General features: G+C 62.0%; 15 protein-coding genes. 10 read left to right on the top strand and 5 right to left on the bottom strand.

Going from position 1 to position 14,829, the window contains the following annotated elements:
• Positions 1–813, top strand: coding sequence for an SDR family oxidoreductase (locus BHC62_RS17145; RefSeq protein WP_070995622.1), 813 nt, complete (start codon positions 1–3; stop codon positions 811–813).
• Positions 814–890: 77 nt separating this feature from the next.
• On the opposite strand, the gene BHC62_RS17150 is transcribed toward BHC62_RS17145, so the two are convergent.
• The gene (locus BHC62_RS17150) at positions 891–1,799 is read right to left on the bottom strand and encodes a LysR family transcriptional regulator (protein WP_050492959.1); all 909 of its coding nucleotides are present in this window, start codon (positions 1,797–1,799) and stop codon (positions 891–893) included.
• A gap of 112 nt (positions 1,800–1,911) precedes the next feature.
• Between BHC62_RS17150 and BHC62_RS17155 the strand changes: the two genes are divergently transcribed.
• The 4 genes from BHC62_RS17155 to BHC62_RS27465 all read left to right on the top strand — a co-directional run bounded on the left by BHC62_RS17155 (position 1,912) and on the right by BHC62_RS27465 (position 5,060).
• A complete protein-coding gene (locus tag BHC62_RS17155; protein WP_070995623.1) occupies positions 1,912–3,093 on the top strand; it encodes an MFS transporter in 1,182 nt (393 codons plus the stop codon).
• Complete coding sequence (locus BHC62_RS17160) at positions 3,093–3,497, top strand: hypothetical protein (RefSeq protein ID WP_029297885.1); 405 nt, start codon at positions 3,093–3,095, stop codon at positions 3,495–3,497. The genes BHC62_RS17155 and BHC62_RS17160 overlap by 1 nt, the downstream gene beginning before the upstream one ends.
• A gap of 188 nt (positions 3,498–3,685) precedes the next feature.
• Positions 3,686–4,609, top strand: coding sequence for an NAD synthetase (locus tag BHC62_RS17165; protein WP_070995624.1), 924 nt, complete (start codon positions 3,686–3,688; stop codon positions 4,607–4,609).
• Entirely contained in the window at positions 4,599–5,060 is a 462-nt protein-coding gene (locus tag BHC62_RS27465; protein ID WP_224791122.1) for a hypothetical protein, read from the top strand. The genes BHC62_RS17165 and BHC62_RS27465 overlap by 11 nt, the downstream gene beginning before the upstream one ends.
• Here BHC62_RS27465 and BHC62_RS17170 read toward each other — a convergent pair.
• From BHC62_RS17170 to BHC62_RS17185, 4 genes are read right to left on the bottom strand one after another with little or no spacing between them, the layout of a single operon-like run.
• The gene (locus BHC62_RS17170; protein WP_070995625.1) at positions 5,057–5,917 is read right to left on the bottom strand and encodes an HlyD family secretion protein; all 861 of its coding nucleotides are present in this window, start codon (positions 5,915–5,917) and stop codon (positions 5,057–5,059) included. The genes BHC62_RS27465 and BHC62_RS17170 overlap by 4 nt on opposite strands.
• A 10-nt stretch (positions 5,918–5,927) precedes the next feature.
• Positions 5,928–6,128, bottom strand: coding sequence for a DUF1656 domain-containing protein (locus BHC62_RS17175; RefSeq protein WP_029297878.1), 201 nt, complete (start codon positions 6,126–6,128; stop codon positions 5,928–5,930).
• Positions 6,118–8,301, bottom strand: coding sequence for an FUSC family protein (locus tag BHC62_RS17180; protein ID WP_070995626.1), 2,184 nt, complete (start codon positions 8,299–8,301; stop codon positions 6,118–6,120). The genes BHC62_RS17175 and BHC62_RS17180 overlap by 11 nt, the downstream gene beginning before the upstream one ends.
• An 11-nt stretch (positions 8,302–8,312) precedes the next feature.
• Entirely contained in the window at positions 8,313–9,824 is a 1,512-nt protein-coding gene (locus BHC62_RS17185) for an efflux transporter outer membrane subunit (RefSeq protein ID WP_070995627.1), read from the bottom strand.
• 181 nt (positions 9,825–10,005) lie between these two features.
• On the opposite strand from BHC62_RS17185, the gene BHC62_RS17190 reads away from it, so the two are divergent.
• The 5 genes from BHC62_RS17190 to BHC62_RS17210 all read left to right on the top strand — a co-directional run bounded on the left by BHC62_RS17190 (position 10,006) and on the right by BHC62_RS17210 (position 14,512).
• Complete coding sequence (locus BHC62_RS17190) at positions 10,006–10,974, top strand: LysR family transcriptional regulator (protein ID WP_029297870.1); 969 nt, start codon at positions 10,006–10,008, stop codon at positions 10,972–10,974.
• A 144-nt stretch (positions 10,975–11,118) separates the two neighbouring features.
• Complete coding sequence (locus BHC62_RS17195) at positions 11,119–12,093, top strand: D-glycerate dehydrogenase (protein ID WP_070995628.1); 975 nt, start codon at positions 11,119–11,121, stop codon at positions 12,091–12,093.
• Between the two features lie 181 nt (positions 12,094–12,274).
• Entirely contained in the window at positions 12,275–13,177 is a 903-nt protein-coding gene (locus tag BHC62_RS17200; RefSeq protein WP_070995629.1) for a chemotaxis protein CheV, read from the top strand.
• The gene (locus BHC62_RS17205) at positions 13,178–13,660 is read left to right on the top strand and encodes an N-acetyltransferase (protein WP_070995630.1); all 483 of its coding nucleotides are present in this window, start codon (positions 13,178–13,180) and stop codon (positions 13,658–13,660) included.
• Between the two features lie 108 nt (positions 13,661–13,768).
• Complete coding sequence (locus tag BHC62_RS17210) at positions 13,769–14,512, top strand: YkgJ family cysteine cluster protein (RefSeq protein ID WP_070995631.1); 744 nt, start codon at positions 13,769–13,771, stop codon at positions 14,510–14,512.
• Positions 14,513–14,829: the final 317 nt, after the last annotated feature.

A 14,829-nucleotide genomic window follows, 5' to 3' on the forward strand; every position in this document is an offset into this window, starting at 1 on the left:
ATGCCCAACGTGCTTATCACCGGTTGCTCCAGCGGCATCGGCCGCGCCCTGGCCGATGCCTTCAAGGCTGCCGGCTATGACGTGTGGGCCAGCGCCCGCCGTCCCGAAGACGTCGCGACCCTGGCGGCAGCCGGCTTCAAGGCCGTGCAACTGGATGTCAACGATGGGGCGGCCCTGGCGCAACTGGCCGGGCAAGTGGGCGAGCTGGATGTGCTGATCAACAACGCCGGCTACGGCGCCATGGGCCCGTTGCTCGATGGCGGTACCGCGGCGATGCAGCGGCAATTCGAGACCAATGTGTTCTCCATTGTCGGCGTGACCCAGGCGTTGTTTCCCGCGTTGCGCCGTAACAAAGGGTTGGTGGTCAATATCGGCAGCGTGTCCGGGGTATTGGTCACCCCGTTTGCCGGCGCCTACTGCGCCTCCAAAGCCGCCGTCCATGCCCTGAGCGATGCCCTGCGCATGGAGCTGGCGCCGTTTGGCGTGCGGGTCATGGAAGTGCAGCCGGGGGCAATCAACACTAGTTTCGCCAAGAACGCCGGCACCCAGGCCGAACGGCTGATCAACGAACAATCGCCATGGTGGCCGTTGCGCGAAAGCATCCGTGCGCGCTCCCAGGCGTCCCAGGACAAGCCAACCCCAGCCAGCGTGTTTGCGGCGGACGTGCTCAAGGCCGCGCAACAACCTGAACCACCGCGCCTGTTGCGCTCAGGCAATGGCAGCCGCGCGTTGCCGTGGATGGCGGCGCTGTTGCCCAAGGCGTTGCTGGAGAAGGTGTTGAAGAAGCGGTTTGGGTTGGGTGGCAAGTTGTAGGTTTATTCCGAGACCGAGGCGCCTGTATCGCGAGCAAGCCCGCTCCCACACTTACAGAGTACATCCTTGAAATACGGTCAACCTGTGGGGGCGGGCTTGCTCGCGATGGCGTCCCAGCCAGCAACATAACCCTCCTTCATGAAATCAATAAACGCCCGCACCTTGAGCGGCAAATGCCGCGTGTCCGGATACAGCGCATACACCCCTTGGGGTACGAAGCGATGATCCGGCAACAGGTGTACCAATCGCCCGGTGTCCAGATCCTCCTGTACCAGCCACTGCGGCAGGATTGCCACGCCATGGCCGCGCACGGCAAATGCCTGGAGCACGGCGGCACTGTCAACCATAAGCGCACTGGGGCCGGAGCGATATTGATGCTCGCGACCAGCCGGGTCGATCACACTCAACTCGTTCAATCGGCCGTGCCCCAGCTTGGGCAGTTGTTCAAGTTCATCCAGCGTATGGGCGCTACCAAAACCAGGCGCCGCGACGGCGAATATCGGGTACGTGGATAACTGCACCGCACGATGATTGGAATCCAGCAGGCGCCCGAGCCGAATCGCCACGTCAAAGCGTTCGGAGATCAGATCGGCATGGGTGGAGGATGTGGATAAGTGGACATTCAGATCCGGGTGCAAACGGCCAAAGGCCTCCACCGCAGGGACGACCACGGCCAGCGCATATTCCACGGTGGTGGTGATGCGTAGGGTGCCTTTGAGCTGGGTGTGCTCCGAACGCGCCTCTTCCACCGCCAACTGCGCTTCTTCGAGCATGCGTGTACAGCGCAGGTAAAACCGCTCGCCGGCATCGGTCAACGCCAATTGCCGGGTGTTGCGCGTCAGCAGGGTGACACCGAGTTCAGCCTCCAGGCGCTTGAGATTAAAGCTGACCACGGCGCGGGTCTGCCCCAGTCTATCGGCCGCGGCAGTCAGCGAGCCGGCCTCCACCACCGTCTTGAACGTCTCGAAACGATCCAGGCTGACCATGGGCCACCGCCTCCACTTGTCAAAATATTTTTGACAAACTAACAGTCAAACCAGCGTTCCCCAAGTATCCGCAGCACTCTACCCTGCCGGGATTGAATGCAGGAACGCCCCAATGACCTACCGCTCGAAAATCGCCTGGATCTTTTTACTGGGTTTCGCCCTCGATCTGGTGAACATGTTTGTCGCCACCGTCGCCTACCCCGATATCGCCCACGAACTGCAGGCTTCGGTCACGCAATTGGCGTGGGTCAGCAATGCCTACCTGCTCGGCCTGACGCTGATCATCCCCTTGAGTGTGTGGCTGGCGGCGGTCATGGGGGAGCGCCGCCTGATCACCGCCAGCCTGCTGATCTTTGCCGGTGCTTCGGTGCTGGTGGGCCAGGCGGGCTCCATCGAAACCCTGATCGGCTGGCGCGCCCTGCAAGGGCTGGGAGGCGGCTTGCTGATTCCCGTGGGCCAGGCCATGGCCTACCGACACTGCCCAGCAGCAGAGCGCAGCCAATTGACCGCTCGTGTGATGTCCGTGGCCCTGCTGGTGCCGGCGCTGTCACCGGCGTTAGGCGGGTTGCTGGTCGATAGCGTGTCCTGGCGCTGGATCTTCTACGCCAACTTGCCGTTGGCGTTGTTCACCCTGCTGCTGGCGTGGCTGTGGATAAAACCGGACGCGCCGGCAACTGCGCGCCCCTCTCTGGAGATGGGCAACCTGTTCAAACAGATCGGCAACCCGATGCTGCGCATCGCGATGCTGATCTACTTGTGCGTCCCCGGTGTGTTTATCGGCACCAGCCTGATCGCCATCCTCTACCTGCGCGGCCTGGGCTATGACGCCGCGCACACCGGCGCGCTGATGCTGCCCTGGGCGCTGGCATCGGCGCTGGCCATCTTCCTCAGCAAGACCTTGTTCAACCGCTACGGCCCCAAGCCCTTGCTGCTGGCGGGCATGGGGCTGCAATGCAGCGGTATTGTGTTGCTCAACGAGCCTTCCCTGATCATTCTCGCCTACGGCCTGATGGGCCTGGGCGGCAGCCTGTGCAGCAGCACTGCGCAGACCCTGGCCTTTCTCGATATCCCCGCCCCGCGCATGGGCCACGCCAGCGCGCTGTGGAATATCAATCGGCAGCTGAGCTTTTGCCTCGGTGCAGCGGCACTCAGCGCCGTGCTATCAGCCTCGGATTCCTTCACCATGACCTTCTTGATCGCGGCAGCCCTGACACTACTGCCGCTTTTGGCGGTGCTGAGCCTGGATACCTCCAGGGTTCGCGCACTGCTTCACCCAGCCAGCGAGCCTCAATGATGATTGATTACAGCGACTTTTTTGAAGAAGTGATCCAGACCCACATCGAGATCGAGCAATGGTTTGCCGGCGTCGCGCCGGATGGCACCTTGCAAAACCTGCTGGCGCGCTTCTCCCCGGAGTTCAGCATGATCGCCCCCGCCACCGGCGCACGGGTCAACACAGCCGGGGTCAACGCCCTGTTCACCCGCCTGGGCGGCATGCGTCCTGGGTTGAAAATCACCTTGAGCGAACTGACCGGCATTGACCGACATGCACGGGGCGCCACGGTGACCTACCGTGAACACCAGATCGATGACAGCGGCACCCAAACGGACCGCCGCGCCACCGTGGTGTTCGAGAAACAGGCAAGCGGCGCGTTGCTGTGGCGGCATTTGCATGAGACCTATATCCAGGGCCAATAACTCTCCCCTGTAGGAGCCGGCTTGCCGGCGAAAATCGTCAACGCTAACGCGGAGCATCAGGCTCCCCGCGTTGCTCTCAGGTTCTTCGCCGACAAGCCGGCTCCTACAGTAAACCGCGAACTAGCTGACATCATTCGACGGACTCAGTCTTCAGGCTCTTTCACCTCTGCCCACGGGAAGGTGAATGGATGCTCAAGGATTTCCTCAACAGCGGCGTGCCCAACGCTCATACAACCACCCGCCAGCGACTGACCAGCCTGCTGGATTTGCCAAAACTCTATCGAACCATTGACGCCAACCCTGCCATCGTCGGCGCCGGCGTGGTGCACATCGGCAGTGACTATCGGGTAACGGTGCTGCGCGAGTTTTTGCCGTTGTGCAGTCTCATGCCCAAGCGGGTGATATTGCGGGAAGTGGCGGGGGCAATGACAGCCAATCAATATGCTGAGCTGGCGACCAGTTCGCCTCGTGAGTCAAAGCTACTTGTAGAAGCAACGGGGATGACTTTCGCTTGCGCAGGAGCCGTTATCGGAATAGCCGTCGCAGCTACCGGTGTTGCATCCACGCCATTAAGTGGGGGCGCCAGTCTTGCAGTTACCCGTATCGCCTATACAGCTGCAGCCGCCAGCGGCTTGCAGTGCATCAACGGTGCCTGGAGGACTTATACAGAATTAACTAACCCTGCTGAGAATGACTATTACGATTCGCTGAGTTGGTACCAATCCATGAGCGTTGCGCTGGATGGTATTTCATTGGTCGGCGCAGGTAGCACTACGTTTGTCACGGTCAGAACAGTGATGACGATCAAAAAGTCGACGGGCAGAAACCTGGCAGACATCCTGAGGAGCCTAAGCCGCCGAGAGCGTGCAAAGTTGACGGATGAAGTCCTGCGACTGAAAAACCCTCGCCATCCCCGCGAAATACTCCGGTTAAAACAGCTAGCTGGAACACTTCCAAAACGCTATAGCAACAGCCAATTACGCCAAGACATTCTCACTCAAATAGCAGATCAGGTGGGTGCAGCTCTCGCACTCACAGGCAGCAGCATTTCCGGAAACATTAACCACATTGTCATCGCGATTTATGAAGAGTTCAGCAACCATGACCAATAACGGCAATCCCGCGCGCGCGCCGCGAACAGTGCGTAGTTACACCCACCGTTTTGCTTTCACGGTGGGCACCGCAGTATCAGTGAGCTTAGTGAGTATCTCAGGCAACCTGTCACACAGCCTGTCGTATTACGCCCGAATTAACTATCTGACTAGCGAATACGCTGTGATGGCGAGCCTGGTACTGTTGTTGGCCATGTGTATCGGGTTGGCTCTGCTGGTGGCGGGATTTCGTTCAGGCCCCGCTGTACTTGTAGGCGTCGCTGCTCTGAATGCTCTGCTTGCGACAGGCTACTTGGTTAGTCACCCCGTGACTCTGTTTGCGCTATTTCCTCTGTTTCAATCACTGATCTGCCTGATCATGCTCAATACAAAAAACCACCGCCGCTACACCAGCATGCTAAGGGTCAAACGACGGCGCAAAATCAGGGCAAGAACACCCACCGCTGGTTAGTTTTGAGCCTGGTTGACGATCACGGTGCAGGTAATCCCCGCCGCCAACAACACGCCCTCCGGCACTTCATCGATATGGATCCGCACGGGCACGCGCTGGGCCAAACGCACCCAGTTGAAGGTCGGGTTCACATCGGCAATCAGTTCGCGGCTCTCGGGGTTGTCGCGGTCGTAGATGCCACGGGAGATGCTTTCTACGTGGCCCTTTAACGTCTCGCCGCTCATCAGTTGCATATCGGCTTTGTCGCCAACTTTGACGTGGGGCAGCTTGGTTTCTTCGAAAAAACCGTAGACCCAGAACGAGTTCATATCGACCACGGCCATCTTGGCTTCGCCTATGCGTGCGTAGTCGCCGCGATGCACGTTGAGGTTGGTGACGTAACCATCCACCGCAGCCAGCACTTGCGTGCGTTTCAAATTCAACTCCGCCGCTTCCAACTGCGCCAGCGCGTGTTGGTAATCAGCCAGAGCGGAATCAGCAATGTTGCTCGCGTCGTCGCGGTTTTCCTTGGAGATCACCAGTGCATCAAGGTCCGCACGGCGATGGGCGTTGACCTTGCGCATTTCCCAGGTGGCTTTGCGCGAGGCCACCAATGATTGCGCCTGCTTGACTGCGATGCGGTAGTGCTCGGGGTCGATCTGCATCAGCAGGTCGCCCTTTTTCACCAACTGGTTATCCCGCACCGGCACGTCGACCACTTCGCCGGTGACGTCGGCGGCGACGTTGATGATATCGGCGCGTACCCGGCCATCGCGGGTCCACGGGGTTTGCATGTAATGCACCCACAACGTACGGCCAATCCAGATCGCCAGGGCCAGCACCAGCAGGGTTGCGAGCAGGCTGAAAAACTTTTTCATCGGGGCATTCTCAACGGTAGACGGTCAGCGCCATGGCGCCGAAAAGACAGGTGAACAGGCTCAGGCGCAGCAACGCCGGGTGCCAGAAAAAACGGTACAGGTCAAAGCCGGCCAGGAAGCGATCCAGGGCCCAGGCCAGTCCCGCGGCGATAAAAAACATCAGGGTCATGGTCGGCATGTAGATGCCATGGAAGGCGATTTCACGCGGCATGAACGGTTCCTTCAAGCTTGAGAGCAGCCAGGGGCGATTGCGGGTCCAGCAGGGACGTGCGGATAAAGTGCAGGTAGCTTTTGACGCGGCGCAGGGCCGAGGTATCGAAGTGCGGGGCGAAGGGTTCGTCGGTGGCCTGTACACGGCTGATGGCGTGGTCCACCGCAATCAAGGCGCGCTCAAGGTTGCTCTGGCTCGGTTGCAGGAACAGCCGCACCAGCGAACGCCCCATCACCCGGATCGCCTGGCGCCACGATTGGGACTCGGCATACGCCGGATGCACCGGCAGGATCGCCTGCTCTTTGCGCAATTCAATAATGGCGTGGCCGACTTCCAGCACCACGAACATCCAGCGCAACAGGTTGCGTTGCACCTGCGGCTGGCCGGCGGCCAGGCCATAGGCCTGGTGCAGCAGGTCTCGGGTGCGGCTCTCGAACCCCGAGGCCAGGCCCTTGAGCTTGCCGCTGATGGCATACACCACTTGCTCGCGCAGGTCGCGCTCCAGGCGGCGCCACAGCCAGGGGCTGTTGGGCGGCAGGATGATCGCCCCCGCCGCTGCGCACACCAGCATGCCGATGATCATGGCGATGTAGTCGTTGATAAAGGTGTAGGGGTTGTAGATCGTCAGGTTATCCGGCACCGAACCGGTGCTGAAGAAAATCAGCAGGCCCAGGCCGACCCCAGCGTATTGCGGGCGCGAGGACAGGAACGCGCCGAGCACGATCACCGGGGCGAGCATCACACAGAGCAAAGGGAACCCGTCGATCCTGGGAAACACGAAGAACATCTCGACGAACCCCACCAGGGCGCCGATCAAGGTGCCACAGGCCATTTGAAACGCCATGCGCTTGGGGTTCGGCGTGGCAGCCGACAGGCCAACGGTGGCCGCCGCGATCAGGGTCATGGTGGCGCCACTGGGCCAGGCGGTGGCCACCCAGTAACTGCCCAGCACCACCAGAATGAACGACGCGCGAATCCCCGACGCGGCGCAGGCCAGCCAGTTGGTTTTCGGCGTGTAGGCCTCATCCCAGTGCTCACGCGCGTGGCTGTGTTCGGCCAGGGAGGCGTGGGTCTGCGCGTAGTTGTGCAGGTCGTCGACAAAGCGGTACAGCAGCTCATAAGCGGTGTGGAAATCCAACTGCTCGGCATCGCTGGGGCTGCTCTGCTGGAACTGCGCCCGCAGGCTGCGGACCTTGGCGGGCAGGCTCTCTTTATAGGCCGTCAGTTGGCTGACCAGGCGCGTGGCATCGGGGCTGGTCAGGGCGCGCCCGCTGAAGCCATCGAGCAACTCGGCCAAGTCCTGCAGGCCGGGTTTGATCGCGGCCACCACATGGTCGGCAGCATCGCTGCGCAGGCGTTCAAGCAACTGGTGCAGGGCGTTGAAGCGCGTGGTGATGCCCATGAATTCGCTGTTCAAGCGGCTGAGCCGGCCATTGCGCCGACGCATATGCGGGTCTTCGAACACGGTGACACTGCGCAGCCCTTCAAGGCCCACGGCTTCGGCGATAAAGCGCACGTTGCTGCTTTCAAAACCTTCGCGCTGGCTACGGCCACGCAGGCCGTCGGTAACGAACAGGGCGAACGTGCCGAAACGCTGGTACAAGGCGTTGCGCATGGCCGCGCTGCTGGTCTGCGGGAGGATCGCGGCGCTGACCAGGGTCGCGCAGAGAATCCCCAGGGAGATTTCCAGCACCCGCCACACCGCCGCCATAAAGGCGCCGTCCGGGTGGGCCAGCGCCGGCAGGCCCACCATCGCCGCCGTGTAGCCCGCCAGTACAAAACCATAGGCGCGGAAGTTGCGGTTGCGCGTGGCACCGGCCGTGCACACGCCCACCCAGATCGCCAGCGCGCCCAAAAACAACTCGGTGTTCTGCGCAAACAGCGCGATCAACAACACCATCACCGCCGACCCCGCCAGGGTGCCGAGGAAGCGGTAGAAGCTCTTGGCAAACACCTGGCCGCTTTGCGGTTGCATCACGATAAACACGGTGATCATCGCGGTACGCGGTTGCGGCAGCTCCAGGCGCATGGCCAGCCACAGGGTGAGGAACGCGGCGATCAGCACTTTGAAGATGTAGACCCAGGTCACGCCGTCACTGCGCGCCCAGTCGAAGAAGCCACGGCGCCATTCCAGGGAATGCAGCCAACGCAGCGGTGCAGGCAAGGGAGTCATGGGAAACCTGATCAGTGATCGAATACGGCCAACGCCGCCGGGGTCTTGCTCGCGAGGGTGGTGCCTGCTGCCGGCGCATCGTTGCCCGCGCCCAGACCGCCGCCCAGGGCAGTGACCAGTTCGGCATGGGCACTCAGGCGCGCGGCCTGGACCTGCTGCTCGACCTGTTGCTGGCGAAACAGCAAGGTCTGGGCATTGAGTACGTTGAGGTAATCGGTCAGGCCGCGCTGGTAGGCGATCATCGCGATGTCATAGGTTTTCTGCGCCGAGGCCACCGATTCGGCGGCGAAGGTCTGCTGCTTGGCCATGGACTCACGGCGGATCAGTTGGTCGCTGATGCCCTTGAGCGCATTGACCAGGGTCTGGTTGTAGCGGGCCACGGCAATGTCGTAGCCGGCGCTGGCTTCGCCCAATTGCGCGCGCAGGCGGCCACCGTCGAAGATCGGCAGGGTGATCGCCGGGCCGACGCTGTAATTGAGCTTCTTGCCGGTAAGGAATTCCAGCATGCCGCCACCGGTAGCGACGTAGCCGAGGCTGCCCACCAGGTCGACATTGGGGTAGAAACCGGCGTGGGCCACGTCGATGCCGCGGGCCTGGGCCGCCACTTGCCAGCGGCTGGCGACCACATCCGGACGCTGGCCGAGCAGTTGCGCGGGCAGTGCCGATGGTAATTTCAGGGGCGCAGCGAGGGCCAGGGTCGGCCGTTGCAAGGTTGCGCCCTCCCCCGGGCCCTTGCCGGCCAAGGCCGCCAGTTGGTTGCGGGTCAGGGCGATCTCTTCGTCGAGGGCGTCCAGTTGCCGATGGGTTTCGGGCAATGGGGTCTGGGCCTGGCTGACTTCAAAGTGGGTGCCGATGCCGCCATCCAGGCGCTTTTGCGCCAGGTCGAGGATCTGCTGTTGCTGGGCCAGGGTGGCGGCGACGATATCGCGCTGGGCGTAATGCAGCGACAGTTGGATGTAGGCGCGTACCACGTTGTTCTGCAGCTCCAACTGGGCCTGGCGCGCCTGGGCGACGCTCATATGGGCCAGGTCGAGCGCGCGCTCAGTGGCGTTGCGCTCACGCCCCCACAGATCGAGGGCGTAGCTCAGGCCCAGGGCGGCGTTGTTGTCCCAGGTCGTGGAGTTGTCCAGTTTTCCAGGGCCGTAGAACTGATCGCTCGGCCAGTTGTGGCGCTTGAGCGTGGCATCCCCGTTGATCTGCACAGCCTCGGCAGACTCGGCCAGCCCAGCCATGGCCCGCGCTTCACGTACCCGGGCGGCGGCTTCGGCCATGCTTGGGCTGCCTTGAACGGCGAGGTCGACCCAAGCATTGAGTTGCGGATCGCCGTAGGCTTGCCACCACTGGGTGGTCGGCCAGTGGGCATCCCGGGCGGCGCTCTGGATTGCGTCGTCGGTGGCCAGGTTATTGGCGGCGAGGCTCTTGCCTTGGGGGGCAATTCCACCGGTTCCGATGCAGCCGCTGATTGCTAACGATAAAGCCCAAACACTGAGAGTCTTCAGCTCTCTGCTGATGCGACGCGGCACTGCTGCGAATTCCTGAGGTGGTGTTGCGGGGACGGTGCGGCAATTCTAGGGGGCGCGAGGAATGGCGATAAGGTGGGATTCCTGTGAATCTTTGTTACCGTTCAGGCGATAATCCATTGGTCGGGGTCACTCGCCCCCGTAACTTCGTGTCACAATTTGCCATCTCCCTTGAGAGCACCCCATGGACACTTTGCAAAACATGCGCGCCTTCAGTTGTGTCGCCGAAGCCGGCAGCTTCACCGCCGCCGCGGTGCAACTGGACACCACCACAGCCAACGTCTCGCGCGCGGTCTCCAATCTGGAGGCCCATCTGCAAACCCGCTTGCTCAACCGCACCACCCGCCGCATCGCCCTGACCGAGGCCGGCAAGCGCTATTTATTGCGTTGCGAGCAAATCCTGGCCTATGTCGAGGAAGCCGAAGCCGAGGCCAGCGACGCCCATGCGCGCCCCGCCGGGCAGCTCAAAGTGCATACCATGACCGGCATCGGCCAGCATTTCGTGATCGATGCGATTGCCCGCTACCGCCGCACCCACCCCGATGTGACCTTCGACCTGACCCTGGCCAACCGCGTGCCGGACCTGCTCGACGAGGGCTACGACGTGTCCATCGTGCTCGCCAGCGAGTTGCCGGATTCGGGGTTTGTGTCCCAGCGCCTGGGGATCACCTACAGCATCGTCTGTGCCTCGCCGGCCTACGTCAAAGCCAACGGCTGCGCGCAGCGGCCCAGTGATTTGCTCAACCATGCGTGCCTGCGCCTGGTCAGCCCGGTGATCCAATTGGACAAATGGGTGTTCAACGGCCCCGATGGCCAGGAAAGCGTGAGCATCAACAGTTCGCCATTTTTGGTGAACTCCGCCGACGCGATGAAGACCGCGATCATCAGCGGCATGGGCGTTGGCCTGCTGCCGGTCTACGCGGCCATCGAAGGCCTGCGCAATGGCACCCTGGTGCGGATGATGCCGACTTACCGCTCCCAGGAACTGAACCTGTACGCCATCTACCCGTCGCGCCAGTACCTGGATGCGAAGATCAAGACCTGGGTGGAATACCTGCGTGGCTCACTGCCAGAGATCCTGGCGGCGCACCAGGCGGAGCTGGCGGCGTATGAGTTAAGCGGCAGTTTGGGAGCGGTGCGCCTTACCACCTGATTTGGAACACGGCCCCCAAATATAGAAAGTCCCCTGTAGGAGCGGGCTTGCCCGCTCCCACATTGGTGATGCGGTGTCCTGACAAGTGGGTGCAGGAATGTTAGCTTGCTTGGCATTCTTCCCTGTCGATGAGCCCCACTTGCGATGAAAAAGACTGTCCTCGCCTTCAGCCGTGTCACCCCCCAGATGATCGAACGCCTGCAACAGGACTTCGAGGTCATCGTTCCCAATCCCAAGCAAGGCGATATCAACGCGCAGTTCAATGAAGCGCTGCCCCACGCCCACGGTTTGATCGGGGTGGGCCGCAAGCTGGGCCGGGCGCAGCTCGAAGGTGCGAGCAAGCTTGAGGTGGTGTCCAGCGTCTCGGTGGGTTATGACAACTACGACGTGGACTACTTCAACGAACGCGGGATCATGCTCACCAATACCCCCGATGTGTTGACCGAAAGCACCGCCGACCTGGCCTTCGCCCTGTTGATGAGCAGCGCCCGCCGCGTGGCCGAACTGGATGCGTGGACCAAGGCCGGGCAGTGGAAGGCCAGCGTCGGCGCGCCGTTGTTCGGCTGTGATGTGCACGGCAAGATCCTGGGCATCGTCGGCATGGGCAATATCGGCGCAGCCATCGCCCGCCGTGGGCGCCTGGGCTTCAATATGCCGATCCTCTATAGCGGCAACAGCCGCAAGACCGCAGTGGAACAGGAACTGGGCGCGCAGTTTCGTAGCCTGGACCAGTTGCTGGCCGAGGCGGATTTTGTGTGCCTGGTGGTGCCCTTGAGTGAAAAGACCAAGCACCTGATCAGCCATCGCGAGTTGGGCCTGATGAAATCCAGTGCGATCCTGGTGAATATCTCCCGGGGCCCTGTGGTGGACGAGCCGGCACTGATCGAGGCCCTGCAAACCCAGCGCATTCGCGGCGCCGGCCTGGATGTGTATGAGCGCGAGCCCCTGGCTGAGTCGCCGCTGTTCCAACTGAGCAATGCCGTGACCTTGCCGCATATCGGTTCGGCCACCCATGAAACCCGCGAAGCCATGGCCAACCGTGCCCTGGATAACCTGCGCAGCGCCCTGTTGGGCCAACGCCCGCAGGATCTGGTGAATCCGCAAGTCTGGAAAGGCTAAGACACAACACAACCCACTGTAGGAGCGAGCTTGCTCGCGAAAAACATTAACGATACGCGTCTATCCTGAATAAACGCGGCGCCCTCGGTTTTTCGCGAGCAAGCTCGCTCCTACAGTTTTTTGGGCCAGCGTCGATAACCTGCCATAGAAGATTGTTATCGCTGATCCACAGAAGGTTTTTATGTCCACCACCAAAGCCCGCGCAGATTCACTCTCGCTTCTGCTCTTTACCTTGCGCAGCGGCAAGCTGATGGCCATCAACCTGCTGAAAGTCAGCGAAATCATTGCCTGCCCGCCGCTGACCAAGCTGCCGGAGTCCCATCCACACGTCAAAGGCATCGCGACCCTGCGTGGCGCGGCCCTGTCGGTGATCGACCTCAGCCGGGCACTGGGCGAAATGCCCCTGAAAGACCCCGACGGCGGCTGCCTGATTGTTACCGATGTCAGCCGGTCCAAGCAGGGCCTGCACGTGCAGGCGGTGAGCCGGATCGTGCATTGCCTGACCACTGACATCCGCCCGCCACCCTTTGGCTCCGGCGGCACGCGCTCGTTTATCACCGGCGTGACCCAGGTGGACGGCGTGCTGGTGCAAGTGCTGGACATCGAAAAAGTCATCCACGCCATTGCCCCCGCGCAAATCGAAGTCGCGCCCACCGACCTGACCATGGAAGAAGCCGAAGTGCTCGGCAATGCGCGCATCCTGGTGGTGGACGACAGCCAGGTGGCCCTGCAGCAATCGGTGCACACCCTGCGCAACCTCGGCCTGACCTGCCACACCGCACGCAGTGCCAAGGAAGCCATTGATGTGCTGCTGGAGCTGCAAGGCAGCGCCGGGCAGATCAATGTGGTGGTGTCTGACATCGAAATGTCGGAAATGGACGGTTACGCCCTCACCCGTACCCTGCGTGAAACCCCGGACTTCCAGGACCTCTACGTGCTGCTGCACACCTCCCTGGACAGCGCGATGAACAGCGAAAAAGCGCGCTTGGCCGGGGCCGACTCGGTGCTGACCAAGTTCTCCTCGCCCGAGCTGACCAAATGCCTGGTGGTCGCGGCCCAGACCGTGGCGCAAAAAGGCCTGTAAGTGACAGCGTATTACCAACTGCTGCGCCGCGACCTCACCAAGAGCCTGCCCGCGCCGCAGTGGCCAGCCGACACCCGTCTGGACCATTACCGCGATGAGCTCGCCCCGGCGATCCATGCGGTATTGCGCATGACCCAGGCCCAGGGCGGCGGCCACGTGCCCAACCTGAAGACCTGGCAGCAGCAATTCATCACCGATGCGGAATTTGACCCCACGCTGTGCCTGGTGGCGAGTAATGCCGACGGTATTCTTGGCGTGGCGCAATGTTGGACCAGTGCGTTTATCAAGCATCTGTGCATCCACCCTTGCGCCCAGGGCCAGGGACTGGGGCGCGCCTTGCTGCTACATAGCTTCCAGGTGTTCAAGCAGCGCGGCGAACCCTACGTGGACCTCAAGGTGCTGGAAAGCAATCAGCGCGCACGCCAACTGTATGAGAGCGCCGGCATGGTCTTGGTGCTGCGTGACGTGGTCAGCGAAGACTGAGCGGCGCTGGCGCATAACTTGCTTCCAGAGTCTGCGAGCGGCGGATAGAGGTAAAAACCCGTCACCGCTCAAGAGAGCCCTCTGACCTGGCCTGGTAGCAGATCCTCCATGAATACCCATTTTTCCTGCGTCGGTTGCGGCAAATGCTGCACCGACCATCATGTCCCCCTGACCCTCGACGAAGCCCGCCAGTGGGCGGCAGATGGCGGCAACGTCATCGTGCTGGTGGAAGGTTTCCTGGGCAATGGCCTGGGCCTGCCTCTGCAACAGCGCGAGCATGCCGAACGGCGTTCAGTGGTGGTGCCCAGCGGCAATACCCAGGCGTTCGTAGCGATCACCTTTGCCGCCTACAACGCCGGGCGCTGCCGGAATCTTGACGAAGACAACCGTTGCGGCATCTATGAGCGCAGGCCGCTGGTCTGTCGCATCTACCCGATGGAGATCAACCCGCATATCCCGCTGAACCCGGCCGCCAAGGATTGCCCGCCGCAATCCTGGGAACAAGGCCCGGCGCTGATCGTCGGCGGTGAACTGATGGACCGGGAACTGGCAGACCTGATCCGCCGCTCGCGCCAGGCCGACCGTGACGATGTACAGACCAAGGAGGCGGTGTGCGCCCTGCTGGGGATTCGGACCACGGCGCTCAAAGGCGATGGGTTTACCGCTTACCTGCCGGACATGGGCGCCTTTGCCCAGGCCATTGAGTTGGCCGCGACCCAGCCAGCCGGGGCCAATGAATGGGTGTTCCATGTCTCCGGGATGGACATTGCCGAGCAGTTGCTGGACGCCGGGGCGCAGATCGCCACCGAAGTGCCGGCCAACTACGCGTTCATCTCCCTGCGCGCTGCCTGAGGGCCGTCAGAGGCGTAAGCCTGTCGCTGTATCGAGCACGCTTGTAGTGGCGAGCGGGCTTGTTGTGGCGAGCGGGCTTGTTGTGGCGAGCGGGCTTGCCCCGCGCTGGGCTGCGTAGCAGCCCCCCCAGGCACCGCAGTTGTTTCAGACATACCGAACCAGCAGGTTTTGGGGCGGCTTCGCCACCCAGCGCGGGGCAAGCCCGCTCGCCACAGGGAGGGCGGTGGCACGTCGGGAGTTTGGGGGGCTGCAGCACAGCAGTTTTCTTGGACTGTAGATTTCTTGCGGCCAGCGCGCTTGTGGTGGCGAGCGGGCTT

This window comes from Pseudomonas sp. 06C 126 (assembly GCF_001855215.1).
In the GTDB taxonomy this organism is placed as follows: domain Bacteria; phylum Pseudomonadota; class Gammaproteobacteria; order Pseudomonadales; family Pseudomonadaceae; genus Aquipseudomonas; species Aquipseudomonas proteolytica.